This is a genomic window from Burkholderia sp. Bp9140 (genome assembly GCF_003853425.1).
GTDB lineage: Bacteria > Pseudomonadota > Gammaproteobacteria > Burkholderiales > Burkholderiaceae > Burkholderia.
The window spans coordinates 35,876-51,998 of record NZ_QTPQ01000034.1 but is presented as its reverse complement, the minus strand read 5'-3'; the positions used below and the strand labels follow the sequence as shown (position 1 = coordinate 51,998).

Sequence of the window (16,123 nt, the reverse complement as noted above, 5' to 3'; positions counted from 1 at the left end):
GATTCGTCGTGGATCGTGCAATAAGGTCAGAAAGCGATGCCGAGCGTCAGGTACGGGCGCACGCTGTGGTTGCGCAGCCCGTACGCGACGTCGACGTTGATCGGGCCGACGGGGCTGCGCCAGCGCGCGCCGATGCCCACGCCCGGATAGAACACCTTCTCGCCCCACGCATCGGTCGCGGTGCCGATGTCGAAGAAGGTTGCGGCGCCCCAGTCGCGGTTGAACCAGTGCTGGTATTCGGCGGTGCCCGTCATCAGGTATTTGGTCGGCAGCACGGAGCCGCCGACGCTGTTGCCGATGCTCTGGTAACCGTAGCCGCGCACGGAGTTCGAGCCGCCCGCGCGGAACAGCAGCGATGCCGGCACGCCGGTCGAGCTGCCGCTCGTGAACACGCCGCCGAGCTCCGCGCGGAACACGAACAGGTCGCGCTTGCCGACCGGCACGTACTGCTGGCCGCGCGCGTAGCCGCGGATGAAGGTCTGGTCGGTCAGCACGCCCTTGATGGCGAAGCCGGCCTCCGCATGGATCAGGTTGCCCGAACGCGGGAACAGCGGATCGTCGACATTGCGGCGCGTCCATGCCCACTGCGGCACGAGCGCGCGGCTCGTGGTCGGGCCGGCGCTGTTCTGGTCGAGCCGGTCCTGGTAGAACATCAGCGAGTACGCGTAGTCGATGAACTGGCCCGTGCGCGTGCGCTGCACGCCGACCCGCGCGCTGTAGATGCGCGTGTCCGACACGTTGGTGTTCGTGTACGACGCGAGCACGCTGTTGGTCCACCCTTTCTGGCCGGGCGGCATCGACAACTGGACCTGGCCGTACTGCTGGATCTGGTCGAGCCGGCCCGACACGGTGAGCGGCCACGCTGCGCCGAAGGTGTCGAGGTACGTGTACGAGCCCTGCACGTGCGGGCCCGTATCGGTCGCGTAGCCGACACCGCCGCGAATGTTGTTGTACGGGAACTCGCTGACCTTCACGTGCACGGGCGTGCGCTCGGGCTTGGCCGTATCGTCGCCGACGTCGATCGCGACGCTCGCGTAGTACGGCGTGTTCTGCAGTTGCCGCTGCAGCTCGGTGATCCGCCGCGCGTCGTAGATCTCGCCTTCGGACAGCGGATTGACGTTCGTGACGATCTTCTCCGGATAGCGGCGCACGCCGTCGACGTCGACCTTGCCGATCGTAAACGTCGGGCCGCTGTCGAACGCGACGGCCAGCGTCGCGCGCTGCGTGCGCGGATCGATGCGCGCCTCCGACGACACGATCTTCGCGCCCAGGTAGCGGCGCGACTGCAATTGCTTGAGCGCCGCCCCCTTCGCGCCGTCCCAGTCGGACTGCGTGAACGGGTCGCCCGGCTTCAGCGAGAACGCGAAGCGGGTCGCGGCCTCCTGCTTCGGATCCTCGGTGTCGACCGGGCCCTTGAACGTCAGGTCGACCGTCGACACGACGGTCTGCGGCCCCGGATCGACGGCGACGCGCACGTCGCGCTTGCCGTCGCGCGTGCGCACGTCGGTGCGCACGACCGGCGAGAAATAGCCGGCCGTCGCGGTCAGGTCGCGCACCTGCTGCGGCGTGGCGGTCACGAGGAAGTCGAACTGGTCGTCGCTGATGTCGTCGCGCTTCGCGAAGCGCGCGATGTCGAGATGGGCCTTGAGGAGCTTGCGGATCGAGCTCGGCGCGTCGATGGAGACGTCGTACTTCGCGTAGGCCGGCAACACGACGCACGCGGCGAGACAGCCCGCGAGGGCGGTCCGGGCCGCGGCACCGGCGCCGCGTCGTGCGCGATCACCGGGGTCACGGGCCGCGCGCGGATTGGCCTCATGCGCCGGATGTGCTTGCTGGTTCGCCTGACCCGCCAAATATGACCTCGCCCTCGGTTGTCTTGGTTCCGTGGAAAACCCTGTATTTGACCACAGGGCGCCGGCCGCGAAGCTTAATGTTTGTAAACCGCGCGCGGGCGGACATGACCGCGGCGCACCGCCTGCCGGCACCCGCTCTGGCGCCGGATGTGCCCCGGCCAGCGGATTCGACGCGTGATTGCCGCCGGCTGTTCCCCGCGATGCGGTAAAATCCCGCCATCGAGAATCCGGCGCACCGTGCGCCGCCCGAAACGGAAAGCCAAGCCATGCCGTATCAGTCCGACGTCACGCAATTCCTGAACCAGCTCAAGCAACAGAAGCCGACGCTCGAGGAAGAGCAGCGCAAGGGCCGCTCCCTGCTGTGGGACAAGCAGCCGATCGACCTCGACGAGCGCACCGAGCAGCAGGAATCGCGCGTGAAGCAAACGTCCTACGTCTACTACCAGAATTTCTGACGACGTGAGCGCCGCCGACGAGGCCAGCGCCGCCCGGCAGGACGACGCGATCGCCGCGCCCGCGGGCGCCGATTCGACGCCCGACACGGTAGACGGTGTCGCGGCGTTCGCACGCCTGTACGGCGAGCCGCTCTTCAAGCTGCCGCAGGACCTCTACATCCCGCCCGATGCGCTCGAGGTGTTCCTCGAGACGTTCGAAGGCCCGCTCGACCTGCTGCTGTACCTGATCCGCAAGCAGAACTTCAACGTGCTCGACATCCCGATGGCGCAGGTCACCGCGCAATATCTCGGTTATGTCGACCAGATCCGCACGTCGAACCTCGAGCTGGCCGCCGAATACCTGCTGATGGCCGCGATGCTGATCGAGATCAAGTCGCGGATGCTGCTGCCGGTCAAGAAGGCCGATACCGGCGAGGAAGCCGAGGATCCGCGCGCGGAACTCGTGCGCCGCCTGCTCGAATACGAGCAGATGAAACTCGCCGCGCAACGCCTCGACCAGCTGCCGCAGCTCGGCCGCGACTTCCTGCGCGCCGAGGTCTACATCGAGCAGAGCATCACGCCGCGCTTCCCCGACGTGAACTCGGACGACCTGCGCGCCGCGTGGGCCGACGTGCTCAAGCGCGCGAAGCTCGTCCAGCACCACAAGATCTCCCGCGAGGAGCTGTCGGTGCGCGAACACATGAGCCTGATCCTGCGCCGGCTGCAAAACGCGCGCTTCATGGAATTCGCCGACCTGTTCGACACGTCGCGCGGCGTGCCGGTCGTCGTCGTGAACTTCATCGCGATGCTCGAACTCGCCCGCGAATCGCTCGTCGAGATCACGCAGGCCGAACCGTTCGCGCCGATCTACGTACGCCTCGCTTACCTGCCCGCATAACGCGCGCCGCCGCGCCCGCGTCCCTCCCGCACACCGCGACACACCGCATTCCGCCGCCGGGCGCGCCCGCGCGGCTCGCCAGCGGCACGCCGGATTAAAAAGTGAACGATCGTTCTTTTTTCGATGCGTCCGGCGGCCAAATCCTCTACAATCCGCCGACGCCCGATGCGCCGCCCGCGCGCCGGCGTTCTCCGCTTCGACCCCGACGCCGCTGCTGCGGCGCCAACGCGCGCATGCGCGAGGAACCCGCTACCCGATCATGAAAGTCATCAGCTCGATCCAGGAACTGCGCGACCAACTGCGCGGACAGAACCGCACGGCGTTCGTGCCGACGATGGGCAACCTGCACGAAGGTCACCTGTCGCTGATGCGCCTCGCGCGCCAGCACGGCGACCCGGTCGTGGCGAGCATCTTCGTCAACCGGCTGCAATTCGGCCCGAACGAGGATTTCGACAAATATCCGCGCACGCTGCAGGACGATATCGAGAAGCTGCAGAAGGAAAACGTCTACGTGCTGTTCGCGCCGACCGAGCGCGACATGTATCCGGAGCCGCAGGAGTACCGCGTGCTGCCGCCCGACGACCTCGGCGGAATTCTCGAGGGCGAATTCCGCCCCGGCTTCTTCGCCGGCGTGTGCACGGTCGTCGCGAAGCTGATGTCCTGCGTGCAGCCGCGCGTCGCGGTGTTCGGCAAGAAGGATTACCAGCAGCTGATGATCGTGCGCCGGATGTGCCAGCAGCTCGCGCTGCCGGTCGAGATCATCGCGGCCGAGACCGTGCGCGACGAGGACGGCCTCGCGCTGTCGTCGCGCAACCGCTACCTGACGACCGACGAGCGCAAGGAAGCGCCCGAACTCGCGAAAACGCTGCAGCGCGTGCGCGACAGCGTGCTCGGCGGCGAACGCGACCTCGGCAAGCTCGAGCAGCACGCGTGCACGCACCTGGCCGAGCGCGGTTGGACGCCCGACTACATCTCGATCCGCCGCCGCGCGAACCTGATCGCGCCGAGCGCCGCCGAACTCGAAGCCGGCGAGCCGCTCGTCGTGCTCGCGGCCGCGAAGCTCGGCGCGACGCGCCTGATCGACAACCTGGAAATCTGACGGGCTGCCCGCCCTCGCCTCACACGCATCACGGAGATACCATGCAGCGTCATATGCTCAAATCGAAGATCCACCGCGCGGCCGTCACGCACTGCGAGCTGCATTACGAAGGCTCGTGCGCGATCGACGAAGACCTGCTCGAAGCGGCGAATCTCGTCGAAAACGAACGGATCGACATCTGGAACATCAACAACGGCGAGCGCTTCTCGACGTACGCGATCAAGGGCGAGCGCGGCAGCGGGATGATCTCGCTGAACGGCTCGGCCGCGCGCCGCGCGCAACTCGGCGACCTCGTGATCATCGCGGCATTCGCGATGGTCGACGAAGCCGAGCTGCAGGCCGGCTGGAAGCCTAAGCTCGTGTTCATCGACGAAGGCAACAAGATCAAGGGCCACCGCGATCACGTGCCGACGCAGAACTGGACCTGACGCGGCCGCCCGCCGGCGTGTCTCGACACGCCGGGTCGCTGTCGCGGCGCCCCGCGCGTCGTGACGGCCGGCATCGCGCAGCCGTATAAAAACAAAGGGCCTGATCCGGCGCGATGCCGGACCAGGCCCTTTGTTATTCACCCTGCCTTGCACGACCGTGCCCGGCTTGGCCCGGTTCGGCCAACGCGGGTCAGGACGCCTTGGCGACCTTCTCCGCTTTCGGCGCGCGACGCTCGGCCCATTCGACGATCGGTCGCCACTGTTCGAGATCCTTGTCGACGCGGCTCTTCGCGACGTCCCACAGCGTCAGGCCGTGCGCGGCGATCTGCACGTAGTTCTGCGTGTCGCGCACGTAGCCGAGCACCGGCAGCCCGAGCCCTTCGACGAAACGATGCAGCTGGTCGGACGAGCGCGTGCGCGCATCGACCCGCATCCCGACGATCCCGACCTCGACGTTGCCCTTGCGCACGGCTTTCTCGCCGGCGAGACGTTCCAGAAACTGCTGGGTCGCGAGGATATCGAACATCGACGGCTGCAGCGGCACGATCACCTTGTCGGCGAGCTGCAGCGCGACGTTGAGCCGGTTGCCGTGCAGGCCGGCCGGCGTGTCGATCACCGCATATTCGAGACCGCGCGGCGGCTTCGTCGGCGCGTCCGGATCGAGATCCCACGCCTCGATCGCCGGCAGCCCGGCCGGCCGCAGGTCGAGCCACGCATGCGCGGACTGCTGCCGGTCGAGATCGGCGAGCGCGACCCATGCGCCCTGCGCCGCGAAGTAGCCGGCAAGATTGGTGGACAGCGTGCTCTTCCCCACGCCGCCCTTCGGATTCGCCACCACGATGACCGTCATGAATTCCCCCGGAAAGGCCGCGCGGCGCGTGCCGCGTGGCAGGCGCCGCTCGATTGCGGATACAGGGAGCGATGATATCGGCAAACGGGGTGTCACCGGAACGGGTTGCGCCGATGCCCGCCCCCGTTCATGCGGTTCGCGTCGCGGCGCGCGGTGCGCCGATTGCGAATGCGCCGCCGCCCAGCAGCGCCTGCACGGCCAGCGTGACGGCCCAGAACGCCGGATATTCCCAGCCGCCGTGCGGCGACGCGAAGCCCCAGCCGTTCGGCAGATGCGCGGACACTGCGCCGAGCATGAACGGCAGCAGCACGAGCGCGGCGATGCGCACGCGGAAGCCCGTGAGCAGCGCGAGGCCGCCGGCCAGTTCGACGAAGGCCGTCAGGTACGCGAGCCAGCCGGGCAGGCCGATCGACGCGAAGAACTGGGCGGTGCCGGGCAGCGTGAAGACGAACACCTTCTGCGCGACGTGCGCGAGGTACAGCACGCCGAGTGCGACGCGCAGCAGCGTCGCGCCGAGATCGTTCAGGCGATGGGGGTTCATGGCGAATTCCTTCGTGAGTGGATGAGAATGGACCGCACTCTATTCGAATCGATTCGGCCAATAAACACGCGAACAGGCTTTAACTGATTCCCAACAAGAACGAATCGGGTCGTAAAAAAGGGGCATGACCGATCATGCCCCGATACCCGTACCCGATACGAACCTCAGCCGCCGCTCTTGCCTTGTGCGGCGTCGCCCGAGCCGGCCGGGCCGCCGCCCGGTGCGTACGAGTCGCACGCGTGCGCGGCCGCCGACGCGCCCAGCAGCACCGCGAGCAGCACGCTCAACCACCATCGAGCCTTCATCGTCGCGCTCCTTCGGGCGGACCTCCGCCCACCTGAGTTGTACGCGATCCGCCGCAAAATGCCAGACCGGCCGCGCCGCGCGTCAGCGGAACTCGGCGTAGAGCGCGCGCAGGTCGAGATGCGCGGCGAACGAATCGGCCAGCCGCTCCAGCGACGCCTCGCGCAGCGCCGGATAGTCGATGCGTTCCGCGCCGTCGAGCCCCGCCCACGCGAGCAGGGCCGCGCAGGCGTCGGGCGCGTCGAACAGCCCGTGCACGTAGGTCGCGAGGATCTGCCCGTCGGCCGACACCGCGCCGTCCGTGCCCGCGCCGCCCGGTGCGTCGCCCGCCGCCAGTTCCAGCGCGGGCGCCACGAGCGCGGGCCCGCGCGTGTCGCCCATGTGGATCTCGTAGCCGTGCACGGCGGCCGCGCCGGGCAGTGCGAGATGCCCGGTCACGTTCCTCAGCGTCTTGTCCGGCTGCAGCGTCGTGTCGAAGTCGAGCAGCCCGAGCCCCGGCACGCTGCCGGGCGCGCCCTCGAGGCCGAACGGATCGTCCAGCGTGCGGCCGAGCATCTGCATCCCGCCGCAGATGCCGATCACCTTGCCGCCATAGCGCAGGTGCCGGCGGATCACCGCATCCCAGCCCGCGTCGCGCAGCCACGCGAGATCGCGCTGCACGCTCTTCGAGCCGGGCAGGATCAGCAGGTCGGCGTCCGGCACCGGGCCGCTCTTCCAGTACGTGAATTCGACCTGCGGATGCGCGCGCAGCGGATCGAAATCGGTGTGGTTGCTGATGCGCGGCAGCGCGGGCACCACCACGCGCAGCACGCCGCCGCTGCCGCGCGCGGCGGCGCTGCGCGCCTGCGACGGCAGCATGTCCTCGGCGTCGAGCAGCAGCCCGTGCAGGTACGGCAGCACGCCGAATACCGGCTTGCCCGTCTGCGCGCGCAGCCAGTCGAGGCCCGGCTCGAGCAGCTTGAGGTCGCCGCGAAAGCGGTTGATGACGAAGCCGCGCACGCGCGCGCGCTCGCTGTCCGACAGGCACGCGAGCGTGCCGACCAGGTGCGCGAACACGCCGCCTCGGTCGATGTCGGCCACGAGCACGACCGGGCAGTCCACGCGTTCGGCGAAGCCCATGTTCGCGATGTCGCCTTCGCGCAGGTTGATCTCGGCCGGGCTGCCCGCGCCTTCGACGAGCACCGTGTCGTAGCCGGCGCGCAGCCGCGCGTACGATTCGAGCACCGCGTCGAACGCGACCGGCTTGTAGTCGTGGTACGCACGCGCATCGAGGTTCATGCGCGCCTTGCCGTGAATGATCACCTGTGCGCCGCGATCGCTCGTCGGCTTCAGCAGCACCGGGTTGAAATCGGTATGGGGCGCCACGCCCGCGGCAAGCGCCTGCAGCGCCTGCGCGCGGCCGATCTCGCCGCCGTCGGCCGTCACCGCGCTGTTCAGCGCCATGTTCTGCGGCTTGAACGGCGCGACACGCGCGCCCGCGCGGCGCGCGAGGCGGCACAGGCCCGCGACGAGCGTGCTCTTGCCGGCGTCGGACGTGGTGCCCTGGATCATCAGCGTGCCGCGCGGCTGCGGTTCGGGTGCGTTCATCGTATGCAAGGTCGTGGCGAGGCAAAGGCCGCATTATCGCCCGCGTGCGGCCGCCCGCGCCGTTACAATCACGCGATGATTCCGCACGACCTCACCTTCGTCCTCGGCGGCGCGCGCTCGGGCAAGAGCGCGCACGCCGAGCGGCTCGCCGCCGACAGCGGCCGCCCCGTCACCTATATCGCGACCGCGACGGCGACCGCCGCCGATGCCGAATTCGAACGGCGCATCGCGCATCACCGCGCGCGCCGGCCGGCCGACTGGGGCTTCGCCGACGCGAGCGTCGACCTCGCCGGCACGCTCGCGCGGCTCGACGATCCGCGCGCGTGCCTGCTCGTCGACTGCCTGACGCTGTGGCTCACGAACCTGCTGTGCCCGTTCGAGGGCGAACCGCTCGACGATGCGCAGTACGCGGCGCAGGTCGAGCGGCTCGAGCACGCGTTGCGCGGCGCGCGCGCGCAGGTGATCGTCGTCAGCAACGAAATCGGGCTCGGCGTCGTGCCGCTCGGGTCGGTCACGCGCCGCTACGTCGACGAGCTCGGACGCCTGAACCAGCGCATCGCCGCGCTCGCGACGCGCGTGACGCTGCTGGTGGCCGGGCTGCCGCTCGAGCTCAAGGCCGGGGCGCCGTCATGCTGATGCTGTCGCTGCCGGTCGTCGCGATGCTCGCGGTCGCGGCCGCGCTCGTCGATCGCATCGTCGGCGAACCGGCCGGCTGGCATCCGCTCGTCGCGTTCGGCCGGCTCGCCGCACGTATCGAAGGCGCACTGAACACGGGACGGCGCGGCCGCGCGGTCGGCGTCGCCGCGTGGGTCGCCGCGGTGGTGCCGCCGGTGGCCGTCGCCGCGTGGCTCGCGGCCGTGCTGCCCTGGCCGCTCGCGGCCGCGCTGCACGTCGCGCTGCTGTGGTTCGCACTCGGCGCGAAGAGCCTTGCCGACCACGTCGCGCCGATCGCCGCCGCGCTGCTGCGGCACGACCTCGACGCCGCACGCACGCTGACCGCGCGGATCGTATCGCGCGACACGAGCGAAGCCGACGAAGGCGCGCTGTCGCGCGCGGCCGTCGAATCGGCGCTCGAGAACGGCAACGATGCGATCTTCGGCGCGCTCTTCTGGTTCGTCGTCGCCGGCGGCCCCGGCGCGCTGCTGTTCCGGCTCGCGAACACGCTCGACGCGATGTGGGGCTACCGCACGCCGCGCTTCCTGACCTTCGGCTGGGCCGCCGCACGCCTCGACGACGCGCTCAACTGGATTCCCGCGCGCCTCACCGCCACGAGCTACGCGCTGCTCGGCGACACGGCCGCCGCATGGCGCTGCTGGCGCACGCAGGCGCGCCACTGGGACAGCCCGAACGCGGGCCCCGTGATGGCCGCGGGCGCCGGCAGCCTGAACGTGCAGCTCGGCGGCCCGGCCGTCTATCACGGCGAAATCGAAGACCGTCCCGCGCTCGGCACCGGCGCACCCGCGACGGCCGTGCACGTCGTCGCCGCGCTGTCGCTCGTCACGCGCACGCTCGCGCTGTGGCTCGCGCTGCTCGTCGCGAGCGGCGCACTCATCCTCGCTACCCATCATGTCTGACGCACGCATCCCGCACGGCGGCAACCTGCACGAAGCCGCGCGCCGCCACGGCATTCCGCACGACGCCTGGCTCGACCTGTCGACCGGCATCAACCCGGTCGGCTATCCGGTGCCGCCGGTCCCTGCCGATGCATGGCGCCGGCTGCCCGACGACGGCGACGCGCTCGCCGCGTGCGCGGCCGGCTACTATCACGCGCCCGATGCCGCGCACGTGCTGCCGGTCGCCGGCAGCCAGGCCGCGATCCGCGCGTTGCCCGCGCTGCTGCCGACCGGCGACGCCGGCGTCGCGGCGCTCGCGTATGGCGAATACGCGCCTGCCTTCGCGCGCCACGGCCATCGCGTCGTGCCGCTCGACATCGACGCTGACGTGCTGCCGGCAACGCTGCGCCACGTCATCGCCGGGAATCCGAATAATCCGACCGCCGAATGCGTGCCGGCCGAACGGCTGCTCGACTGGCACGCGCAGTTGTCGGCACGCGGCGGCACGCTGATCGTCGACGAGGCCTTCGCGGATACGGGCGCCACGCCATCGCTCGCGCAGTACACCGATCGTCCGGGTCTCGTCGTGCTGCGCTCGGTCGGCAAGTTCTTCGGGCTCGCCGGCATTCGCGCGGGCTTCGTGCTCGCGCATCCCGACCTGATTGCCGCACTGCGCGACACGCTCGGCGCATGGACCGTCAGCGGCCCCGCGCGTCATGCGGTCGCCGCCGCGTTCGCCGATCGCGCATGGCAGGCTGCCGCGCGCGATCGGCTCGCGGCCGACGGCGCACGACTCGCCACGCTCTTGCGCACGCACGGCTTCGCGGTGCACGCGACACCGCTCTTCAGCTGGACCGACGACCCGCGCGCCGCCGCATTGCATGCGGCGCTCGCCGCGCGCGGAATCTGGACGCGGCACTTCGCTCGACCGTCGAGCGTACGGGTCGGCCTGCCGGGCAGCGAAGCCGAATGGCAGCGCGTTGCCGACGCGCTCGCGCAGTGCGTCCCGACGCTGCAACGGGCATCGGCATGAACGTCCGCCTGTTCCGCCGGCTGCCGTTGCTCGCGACGCTGGTCGCGCTCGCGCACGCGCCTTTCGCTCACGCCGAGGTCACGACCCGCGACGATGCGGGCAATACCGTCACGCTGCCCGCGCCCGCGCAACGCGTGATCAGTCTCGCACCGCATGCGACCGAGCTGGTCTACGCGGCCGGCGGCGGCGCGAAGCTGGTCGGCACCGTCACGTACAGCGACTACCCGCCCGCCGCGCAGGCCGTGCCGCGCGTCGGCGACAACAAGGCGCTCGACCTCGAGCGGATCGCCGCGCTGAAGCCGGACCTGATCGTCGTCTGGCGGCACGGCAATGCCGAACGGCAGACCGATGCGCTGCGGGCACTGCACATCCCGCTGTTCTTCAGTGAACCCAAGCATCTCGACGACGTGGCGACGTCGCTGCGCCGGCTCGGCACGCTGCTCGGCACGGAACCGGTCGCCGACGCGGCCGCGGCATCGTTCGCGCGCGACATCGCGGCGCTGCGCGCGCGTTACGCGACGCGCCCGCCCGTCGCGATGTTCTTCCAGGTATGGGACCGGCCGCTGACGACGCTCAACGGCGCGCATCTGTTCAACGACGTCATCGCTCTATGCGGCGGACGCAACGTGTTCGCCGCGCTGAAGCCGCTTGCGCCGACCGTCACCGACGAGGCCGTGCTCGCGGCCAATCCGGAAGCGATCGTGACAACGAGCGCCGGCGCGACGCGCTCGGACGCGCCGCTGCCGAGCCTCGCGCGCTGGCGTGCATGGCCCGCGCTGACGGCGGTGGCGCGCAACAACCTGTTCGCGATCGACGGCGACCTGCTGACCCGTCCGTCGCCGCGGATCGCGCAAGGCGCGGCCGCGCTGTGCGAGGACCTCGACGCGGCGCGGGCGCGACGGCCGGCACGCTGATTCCGGGCTTCGGCGCCCTTCCGCGCTTCGGGCGCGAACGCGATCGCCTACGCGTCCCAGTGGACGACTTCCCACGAGCGCGCGGCATCATCCATACGCAGCCACACGACGCCGCCCGTCGGCACCGGTCGCGACAGCAGCGTATCGAGCGGCACGCGCAACGCGTGCGACGCGAGCGCGCGAATCACGCCTGCATGCGTGAGTGTCCATTGCGGCGCGTCGGTCCGCGCGACCGCGTCCGCAATCCGTGCGACACGCGCGGCGAACCGTGCGACGCTTTCGCCGCCGTGCGCGCACGCATGCATCAGGTCGGCCGCCCACGCATCGAGCGCGGCGCGGTCGATATCGTCCCAGCGCTGCAGTTCCCACGCCCCGAAGTCCATTTCCTGCCAGCCCGCATCGCGCCGCAGCGGCACGCCGAACGCCTGCGCGAGCCGTTCGGCGACCGACGCGCAGCGCGTCAGCGGGCTCGTCCAGACCTGCGCCGGCAACGGCGCCCCGAGCGCCGCCAGATGCTCGCGCACGGCCCGCGCGCCCGCATCGGCCGATGCGGCGAGCGGCACGTCGCTGCGTCCGTAGCAAACGCCCGGCTCGATATCGACGGCCGGATGGCGAATCAGGACGAGATCCATCCGAGCACCGAGAAGTAGATCGCCAGTTCGCCCAGTTGCTGCGCGAAGCCGAGACAGTCGCCGGTATAACCGCCGATCCGCTTCACGAAATAGCGGGCGACCGAGGCACGCACGAGCACGAGCGCGACGAAGGCCGCGGCGCCCGCGCGCCAGTCCGGCCAGAACAGCCACGGCAGCCCGAATGCGGCCGCGACCCAGGCCGAGCGCGCGCCCATGCGCTGCGCGACCGGCTTCGCCTTGCCCTCCGGCCGGACGTAGTCGAGCGACATCAGCAGGCTCACGGCCGCCGCGCGGCTTGCCGCGTGCGCGGCGATCATCGTCCACGCGGCGCGCAGCGGCGGCATGGCCGCGAGCGCCTGCCATTTCAGGCCGAGCGCGATCACGAGCGCGACCGCGCCGAACGTGCCGATTCGCGAGTCGTGCATGATGCGCAGCACGTCGTCGCGCGTATAGCCGCCGCCGAACGCATCGCAACTGTCGGCCAGGCCATCCTCGTGAAACGCGCCGGTGGCGAGCAGCGTCGCGGCCATCGACAGCCCGACCGCGATCGACGCGGGCAGCAGCCGCAGCGCCGCGAGATAGACGAGCGCGCCCCACGCGCCAACACATGCGCCGACCAGCGGAAAGTAACGCGCGGCCTGGTCGAGATCGCCGGCCGCGTAGCCGATCGCACGCGGCACCGGCACGCGGGTGAAATAGCCGAGCGCGACGAAGAAGTAGCGCAGTTCGGCGCGTACGCCGCGAGCACGCTCAGGCGTCACGATCGTCGACGCCCGCGGATTCGAAGCTCGCCATCTCGGTGAGGAACGCGGCCGCCGCCCGCACCAGCGGCAGCGCGAGCGCGGCGCCCGTGCCTTCGCCGAGCCGCAGGTCCAGCGCGAGCAGCGGCTTCGCGCCGAAATGCTCGAGCATGCGCCGGTGGCCGGCCTCGTGCGACGTATGCGAGAACACGCAGTAGTCGCGCACGCCGGGCGCGATGCGCTCGGCGACGAGCAGCGCGGCCGTCGCGATGAAGCCGTCGACGAGGATCGTCATTCGCTCGCTCGCGGCCGCGAGATACGCGCCCGTCATCATCGCGATCTCGAAGCCGCCGAACGTCGCGAGCACGTCGAGCGGCGCGATCGCATGCGAATGCCGGACGAGCGCGCGGCCGAGCACCGCGCGCTTGTGCGCGAGCCCCTGGTCGTCGAGGCCCGTGCCGCGCCCGACGCACGCGTCGATCGGCACGTCGAGCAGACGGCTCATCAGGCACGCGGCCGACGACGTGTTCGCGATCCCCATTTCGCCGAAGCCGATCACGTTCGTGCCGAGCGATGCATGAAGGCGCACGCGCGCCGCGCCGGCGGCGAGCGCCGTCCTCGCCTCGTCGTGCGTCATCGCGGGTTCGACCGCGAAGTTGCGCGTGCCGCGCGCGACCGGCAGCGACACGAGCCGGTCGGACACCGGCAGCGGCGACGCGACGCCCGCATCGACGATCTCGAGCACGCTCTGCGCGACGCCCGAGAACGCATTGATCGCCGCGCCGCCGGCCAGGAAGTTCGCGACCATCTGCGCGGTGACCGCCTGCGGATACGGGCTCACGCCCTCGGCCGCGATCCCGTGGTCGCCGGCGAACACGATCGTCACGGGACGCTGCACGTGCGGCCGCTCGGTGCGCTGGATCAGGCCGATCTGCAACGCGATCGCCTCGAGCTGGCCGAGACTGCCGGGCGGCTTGGTCTTGTGATCGATCACATGCTGCAGGCGCTTGCGCAGCGTGTCGTCGAGCGGCGCGATCGCGGGCGGGAAGTCGGTCGGTTTCGTCATCGGAAGATTGCCTCGCTGGCGCGGCCGGTGCCGCGCATCGAAAGAAGAAGGTTCATCGTCGCTCGGGCCACGCGGGCAGCAGCGCGTCGCGGCCGTTCTCGCGGATCAGCACGAGCGGGTAGCCGAACGCGTCGCTCGCGCGCGCCGGCGTCAGCACGTCGTGCACGGGGCCCGCCCACGCATGGCCGCGGCCATCGAGCAACAGCGCGTGCGTCGCGAAACGCCGCGCGAGATTCAGGTCGTGGCACGAGAACAGCACCGTGCGCGGGCCCGCGTCGAGCCATGCGCCCAGCGCGGTCAGGCCGTCGACCTGGTGATGCAGGTCGAGATGGGCGAGCGGCTCGTCGAGCAGCATCAGCGGCGCGTCCTGGCACAGCGTCGCGGCCAGCGCGACGCGCTGCCGCTCGCCGCCCGACAGCGACAGCACGTCGCGCGACGCGAGCGCGGCCAGCCCGAACGTCGCGAGCGCGTCACGCGCGGCCGCGCGGTCGCCGTCGCGCTCCCAGCCCCAGCCGCCGAGATACGGAAAGCGGTTGAGCAGAACCGTGTCGAATACCGTCGCGCTGAACGCGTCGTGCAATTGTTGCGGCATCAGCGCGCGGCGCCGTGCGAGCTGTTCGGGCGGCCATGCGGCGAGCGGCCGGCCGTCGATCTCGACCTGGCCGCCGGCCGGCCGCTGCAAACCCGCGAGCGTCGCGAGCAGCGTCGTCTTGCCTGCGCCGTTCGGTCCCGCGACGCACCAGATCTCGCCAGGCCGGAACGCCTGCGTGAAGCCGTCGAGCAGCGTCCGTTCGCCGGCCTTCAGTGTCAGGTCGAGCGCCGCGCAGGTCATGTCGCCGGCGGCATGCGGTGCGGCGTGGGTCATCGCATCGGTCTCCTCAGCAACATCCACAGGAACACCGGTACGCCGATCAACGCGGTCATCACGCCGACCGGCAATTGCGCGGGCGCGATCGCGGTGCGCGCGAGCAGGTCGGCCGCCATCACGCCGCCGCCGCCCGCGAGCATCGCGGCGGGCAGCAGCATGCGCTGGTCGTTGCCGAATGCGAGCCGCAGCGCGTGCGGCACGACGAGGCCGACGAAGCCGATCGTGCCGGCCGTCGTCACCGCCGCCGCGGCGGCCAGCGACGCGACGAGGTAGATCCGCATGCGCAGCCGCGCGACCGGCACGCCGAGCGCGAGCGCGGTCGCGTCGCCGCGCAGCAGCACGTTCAACTGCGGCGCGGCCGGCAGCGCGACGCCCGCGGCCAGCAGCAGCGCGCCCGATGCGAACCACGGCGCCGTCACGCCGTTCAGGTCGCCCGTCAGCCAGAAGAGGATGCCACGCAGCCGCGCATCGGGCGCGAGCGACAGCAGCAGCGTGACGAGCGCGCCCCATCCGGCCGCGATCACGACGCCCGTGAGCAGCAACCGCGGCGACGCGTCGCGTGAATCGGCGCGCCACAGCTCGCGGCGGGCTAGCCCGAGCACGAGCGCGACCGACACGAGCGCGCCGGCGAACGCGGACGCATCGACGAGCCACCAGGCGGCGCCCGCGATCATCGAGACGAGCGCGAAGCCGGCCGCGCCGCCGGACACGCCGAGCACGTATGGCTCCGCGAGCGGATTGCGCAACAGCACCTGCAACAGCGCGCCGGCAAGCGCAAGCAGCGCGCCGCACGCGAAGCCCGCAAGCGCGCGCGGCAGCCGCAGCGTGCGCACGATGTCGGCGAACAGCGCATCGCCACCGTGCGGCACGAGCGACGCGAGCGCCTGCCATGGCGACATCGGCACGCTGCCGATCGACAGCGACGCGACGAACAGCAGCGCGACCGCGGCCGCGAGCACGGCCCAGATCGCGGCGGCACGCGCGGCGCTCATGCGGTGCGCGGCATCGTGCACGATGCGCGACACGCCGGCTGACCGCTGTTGCGGGCCGAGTGCGGCATGGGCGTCGCGCCTCGGCGCGTTGTAGGCATACGCAAGCTCGTCATCCTTGTCGAACGGGTTGTTGCGCCGCGCGCCGGCCATACCGGCATGCGACGGCCGCGCCCCCTCGGGCCGCACCTTCGCGCAGCGGGCGTTCTGCGCAATATAGTGGAAGGCGCCGCATCGGGTCGATCGGCTTCCGCCGCAGTCTGCGCGACGGCGGCAAGCGGTGTGCCGCGGCGGGCGCCGAGCGCCGTGCGGACGATTGGGGTCAGCATCGAAGA

At 70.8% G+C, this 16,123-nt stretch carries 18 protein-coding genes; 8 read left to right on the top strand and 10 right to left on the bottom strand.

The window, feature by feature from the left end; genetic code table 11:
- Positions 1-26: 26 nt before the first annotated feature.
- On the bottom strand, positions 27-1,853 hold the full coding sequence (locus tag DIE21_RS26245; RefSeq protein ID WP_124500428.1) for an autotransporter assembly complex family protein: 1,827 nt from the start codon (positions 1,851-1,853) through the stop codon (positions 27-29).
- Positions 1,854-2,119: 266 nt separating this feature from the next.
- Here DIE21_RS26245 and DIE21_RS26240 point away from each other — a divergent pair, with 266 nt between their 5' ends.
- The 4 genes from DIE21_RS26240 (at position 2,120) to panD (ending at position 4,712) form a co-directional block, all read left to right on the top strand.
- Positions 2,120-2,308, top strand: coding sequence for a DUF3460 family protein (locus DIE21_RS26240; RefSeq protein WP_124500427.1), 189 nt, complete (start codon positions 2,120-2,122; stop codon positions 2,306-2,308).
- Positions 2,309-2,312: 4 nt separating this feature from the next.
- Positions 2,313-3,185: a ScpA family protein gene (locus DIE21_RS26235; RefSeq protein ID WP_059450996.1), complete on the top strand. Its 873-nt coding sequence runs from the start codon at positions 2,313-2,315 to the stop codon at positions 3,183-3,185.
- Positions 3,186-3,444: 259 nt separating this feature from the next.
- Positions 3,445-4,284, top strand: a complete 840-nt coding sequence (panC, locus tag DIE21_RS26230; RefSeq protein WP_124500426.1) for a pantoate--beta-alanine ligase — start codon at positions 3,445-3,447, stop codon at positions 4,282-4,284.
- A gap of 41 nt (positions 4,285-4,325) precedes the next feature.
- Entirely contained in the window at positions 4,326-4,712 is a 387-nt protein-coding gene (panD, locus tag DIE21_RS26225) for an aspartate 1-decarboxylase (protein ID WP_006754524.1), read from the top strand.
- A 190-nt stretch (positions 4,713-4,902) separates the two neighbouring features.
- Here the strand turns inward: panD and DIE21_RS26220 are convergent, their stop codons facing one another.
- The 4 genes from DIE21_RS26220 to DIE21_RS26210 form a co-directional block, all read right to left on the bottom strand.
- Positions 4,903-5,562, bottom strand: a complete 660-nt coding sequence (locus DIE21_RS26220) for a ParA family protein (protein ID WP_124500425.1) — start codon at positions 5,560-5,562, stop codon at positions 4,903-4,905.
- A gap of 127 nt (positions 5,563-5,689) precedes the next feature.
- Complete coding sequence (locus tag DIE21_RS26215; protein WP_124500424.1) at positions 5,690-6,103, bottom strand: DoxX family protein; 414 nt, start codon at positions 6,101-6,103, stop codon at positions 5,690-5,692.
- Positions 6,104-6,267: 164 nt separating this feature from the next.
- Complete coding sequence (locus DIE21_RS37345) at positions 6,268-6,408, bottom strand: hypothetical protein (RefSeq protein ID WP_185640696.1); 141 nt, start codon at positions 6,406-6,408, stop codon at positions 6,268-6,270.
- Positions 6,409-6,490: 82 nt separating this feature from the next.
- Positions 6,491-7,993: a cobyric acid synthase gene (locus DIE21_RS26210; RefSeq protein WP_124500423.1), complete on the bottom strand. Its 1,503-nt coding sequence runs from the start codon at positions 7,991-7,993 to the stop codon at positions 6,491-6,493.
- 75 nt (positions 7,994-8,068) lie between these two features.
- On the opposite strand from DIE21_RS26210, the gene cobU reads away from it, so the two are divergent.
- The 4 genes from cobU to DIE21_RS26190 are packed head-to-tail and all read left to right on the top strand — an operon-like array spanning position 8,069 to position 11,493.
- Entirely contained in the window at positions 8,069-8,629 is a 561-nt protein-coding gene (cobU, locus tag DIE21_RS26205) for a bifunctional adenosylcobinamide kinase/adenosylcobinamide-phosphate guanylyltransferase (RefSeq protein ID WP_124500422.1), read from the top strand.
- A complete protein-coding gene (gene cbiB, locus DIE21_RS26200) occupies positions 8,623-9,567 on the top strand; it encodes an adenosylcobinamide-phosphate synthase CbiB (protein ID WP_124500421.1) in 945 nt (314 codons plus the stop codon). The genes cobU and cbiB overlap by 7 nt, the downstream gene beginning before the upstream one ends.
- Positions 9,560-10,579: a threonine-phosphate decarboxylase CobD gene (cobD, locus tag DIE21_RS26195; RefSeq protein WP_124500420.1), complete on the top strand. Its 1,020-nt coding sequence runs from the start codon at positions 9,560-9,562 to the stop codon at positions 10,577-10,579. Before cbiB ends, cobD begins: the two co-directional genes overlap by 8 nt.
- Complete coding sequence (locus DIE21_RS26190; RefSeq protein WP_124500419.1) at positions 10,576-11,493, top strand: cobalamin-binding protein; 918 nt, start codon at positions 10,576-10,578, stop codon at positions 11,491-11,493. The genes cobD and DIE21_RS26190 overlap by 4 nt, the downstream gene beginning before the upstream one ends.
- A 47-nt stretch (positions 11,494-11,540) precedes the next feature.
- On the opposite strand, the gene cobC is transcribed toward DIE21_RS26190, so the two are convergent.
- Genes cobC through DIE21_RS26165 form a run of 5 tightly spaced genes read right to left on the bottom strand, consistent with a single transcriptional unit; the run spans position 11,541 to position 15,791 of the window.
- The gene (gene cobC / locus DIE21_RS26185; protein ID WP_124500418.1) at positions 11,541-12,125 is read right to left on the bottom strand and encodes an alpha-ribazole phosphatase; all 585 of its coding nucleotides are present in this window, start codon (positions 12,123-12,125) and stop codon (positions 11,541-11,543) included.
- Complete coding sequence (locus DIE21_RS26180) at positions 12,110-12,886, bottom strand: adenosylcobinamide-GDP ribazoletransferase (protein ID WP_124500417.1); 777 nt, start codon at positions 12,884-12,886, stop codon at positions 12,110-12,112. Before DIE21_RS26180 ends, cobC begins: the two co-directional genes overlap by 16 nt.
- The gene (gene cobT, locus DIE21_RS26175; protein WP_124500416.1) at positions 12,876-13,931 is read right to left on the bottom strand and encodes a nicotinate-nucleotide--dimethylbenzimidazole phosphoribosyltransferase; all 1,056 of its coding nucleotides are present in this window, start codon (positions 13,929-13,931) and stop codon (positions 12,876-12,878) included. Before cobT ends, DIE21_RS26180 begins: the two co-directional genes overlap by 11 nt.
- Positions 13,932-13,983: 52 nt before the next feature.
- Positions 13,984-14,796 (bottom strand): ABC transporter ATP-binding protein, encoded by an 813-nt coding sequence (locus DIE21_RS26170; RefSeq protein ID WP_124500415.1) that lies wholly within the window; start codon positions 14,794-14,796, stop codon positions 13,984-13,986.
- A complete protein-coding gene (locus DIE21_RS26165) occupies positions 14,793-15,791 on the bottom strand; it encodes an iron ABC transporter permease (protein WP_124500414.1) in 999 nt (332 codons plus the stop codon). Before DIE21_RS26165 ends, DIE21_RS26170 begins: the two co-directional genes overlap by 4 nt.
- Positions 15,792-16,123: the final 332 nt, after the last annotated feature.

Excerpts from the sequence above, each read along its gene's own strand:
- DIE21_RS26240 (WP_124500427.1), top strand. The coding sequence starts at position 2,120 with ATGCCGTATCAGTCCGACGTCACGCAATTCCTGAACCAGCTCAAGCAA.
- panC (WP_124500426.1), top strand. The coding sequence starts at position 3,445 with ATGAAAGTCATCAGCTCGATCCAGGAACTGCGCGACCAACTGCGCGGA.
- panD (WP_006754524.1), top strand. The coding sequence starts at position 4,326 with ATGCAGCGTCATATGCTCAAATCGAAGATCCACCGCGCGGCCGTCACG.
- DIE21_RS26220 (WP_124500425.1), bottom strand. The coding sequence starts at position 5,562 with ATGACGGTCATCGTGGTGGCGAATCCGAAGGGCGGCGTGGGGAAGAGC.
- DIE21_RS26215 (WP_124500424.1), bottom strand. The coding sequence starts at position 6,103 with ATGAACCCCCATCGCCTGAACGATCTCGGCGCGACGCTGCTGCGCGTC.
- DIE21_RS37345 (WP_185640696.1), bottom strand. The coding sequence starts at position 6,408 with ATGAAGGCTCGATGGTGGTTGAGCGTGCTGCTCGCGGTGCTGCTGGGC.
- DIE21_RS26210 (WP_124500423.1), bottom strand. The coding sequence starts at position 7,993 with ATGAACGCACCCGAACCGCAGCCGCGCGGCACGCTGATGATCCAGGGC.
- cobU (WP_124500422.1), top strand. The coding sequence starts at position 8,069 with ATGATTCCGCACGACCTCACCTTCGTCCTCGGCGGCGCGCGCTCGGGC.
- cbiB (WP_124500421.1), top strand. The coding sequence starts at position 8,623 with ATGCTGATGCTGTCGCTGCCGGTCGTCGCGATGCTCGCGGTCGCGGCC.
- cobD (WP_124500420.1), top strand. The coding sequence starts at position 9,560 with ATGTCTGACGCACGCATCCCGCACGGCGGCAACCTGCACGAAGCCGCG.
- DIE21_RS26190 (WP_124500419.1), top strand. The coding sequence starts at position 10,576 with ATGAACGTCCGCCTGTTCCGCCGGCTGCCGTTGCTCGCGACGCTGGTC.
- cobC (WP_124500418.1), bottom strand. The coding sequence starts at position 12,125 with ATGGATCTCGTCCTGATTCGCCATCCGGCCGTCGATATCGAGCCGGGC.
- cobT (WP_124500416.1), bottom strand. The coding sequence starts at position 13,931 with ATGACGAAACCGACCGACTTCCCGCCCGCGATCGCGCCGCTCGACGAC.
- DIE21_RS26170 (WP_124500415.1), bottom strand. The coding sequence starts at position 14,796 with ATGACCCACGCCGCACCGCATGCCGCCGGCGACATGACCTGCGCGGCG.
- DIE21_RS26165 (WP_124500414.1), bottom strand. The coding sequence starts at position 15,791 with ATGAGCGCCGCGCGTGCCGCCGCGATCTGGGCCGTGCTCGCGGCCGCG.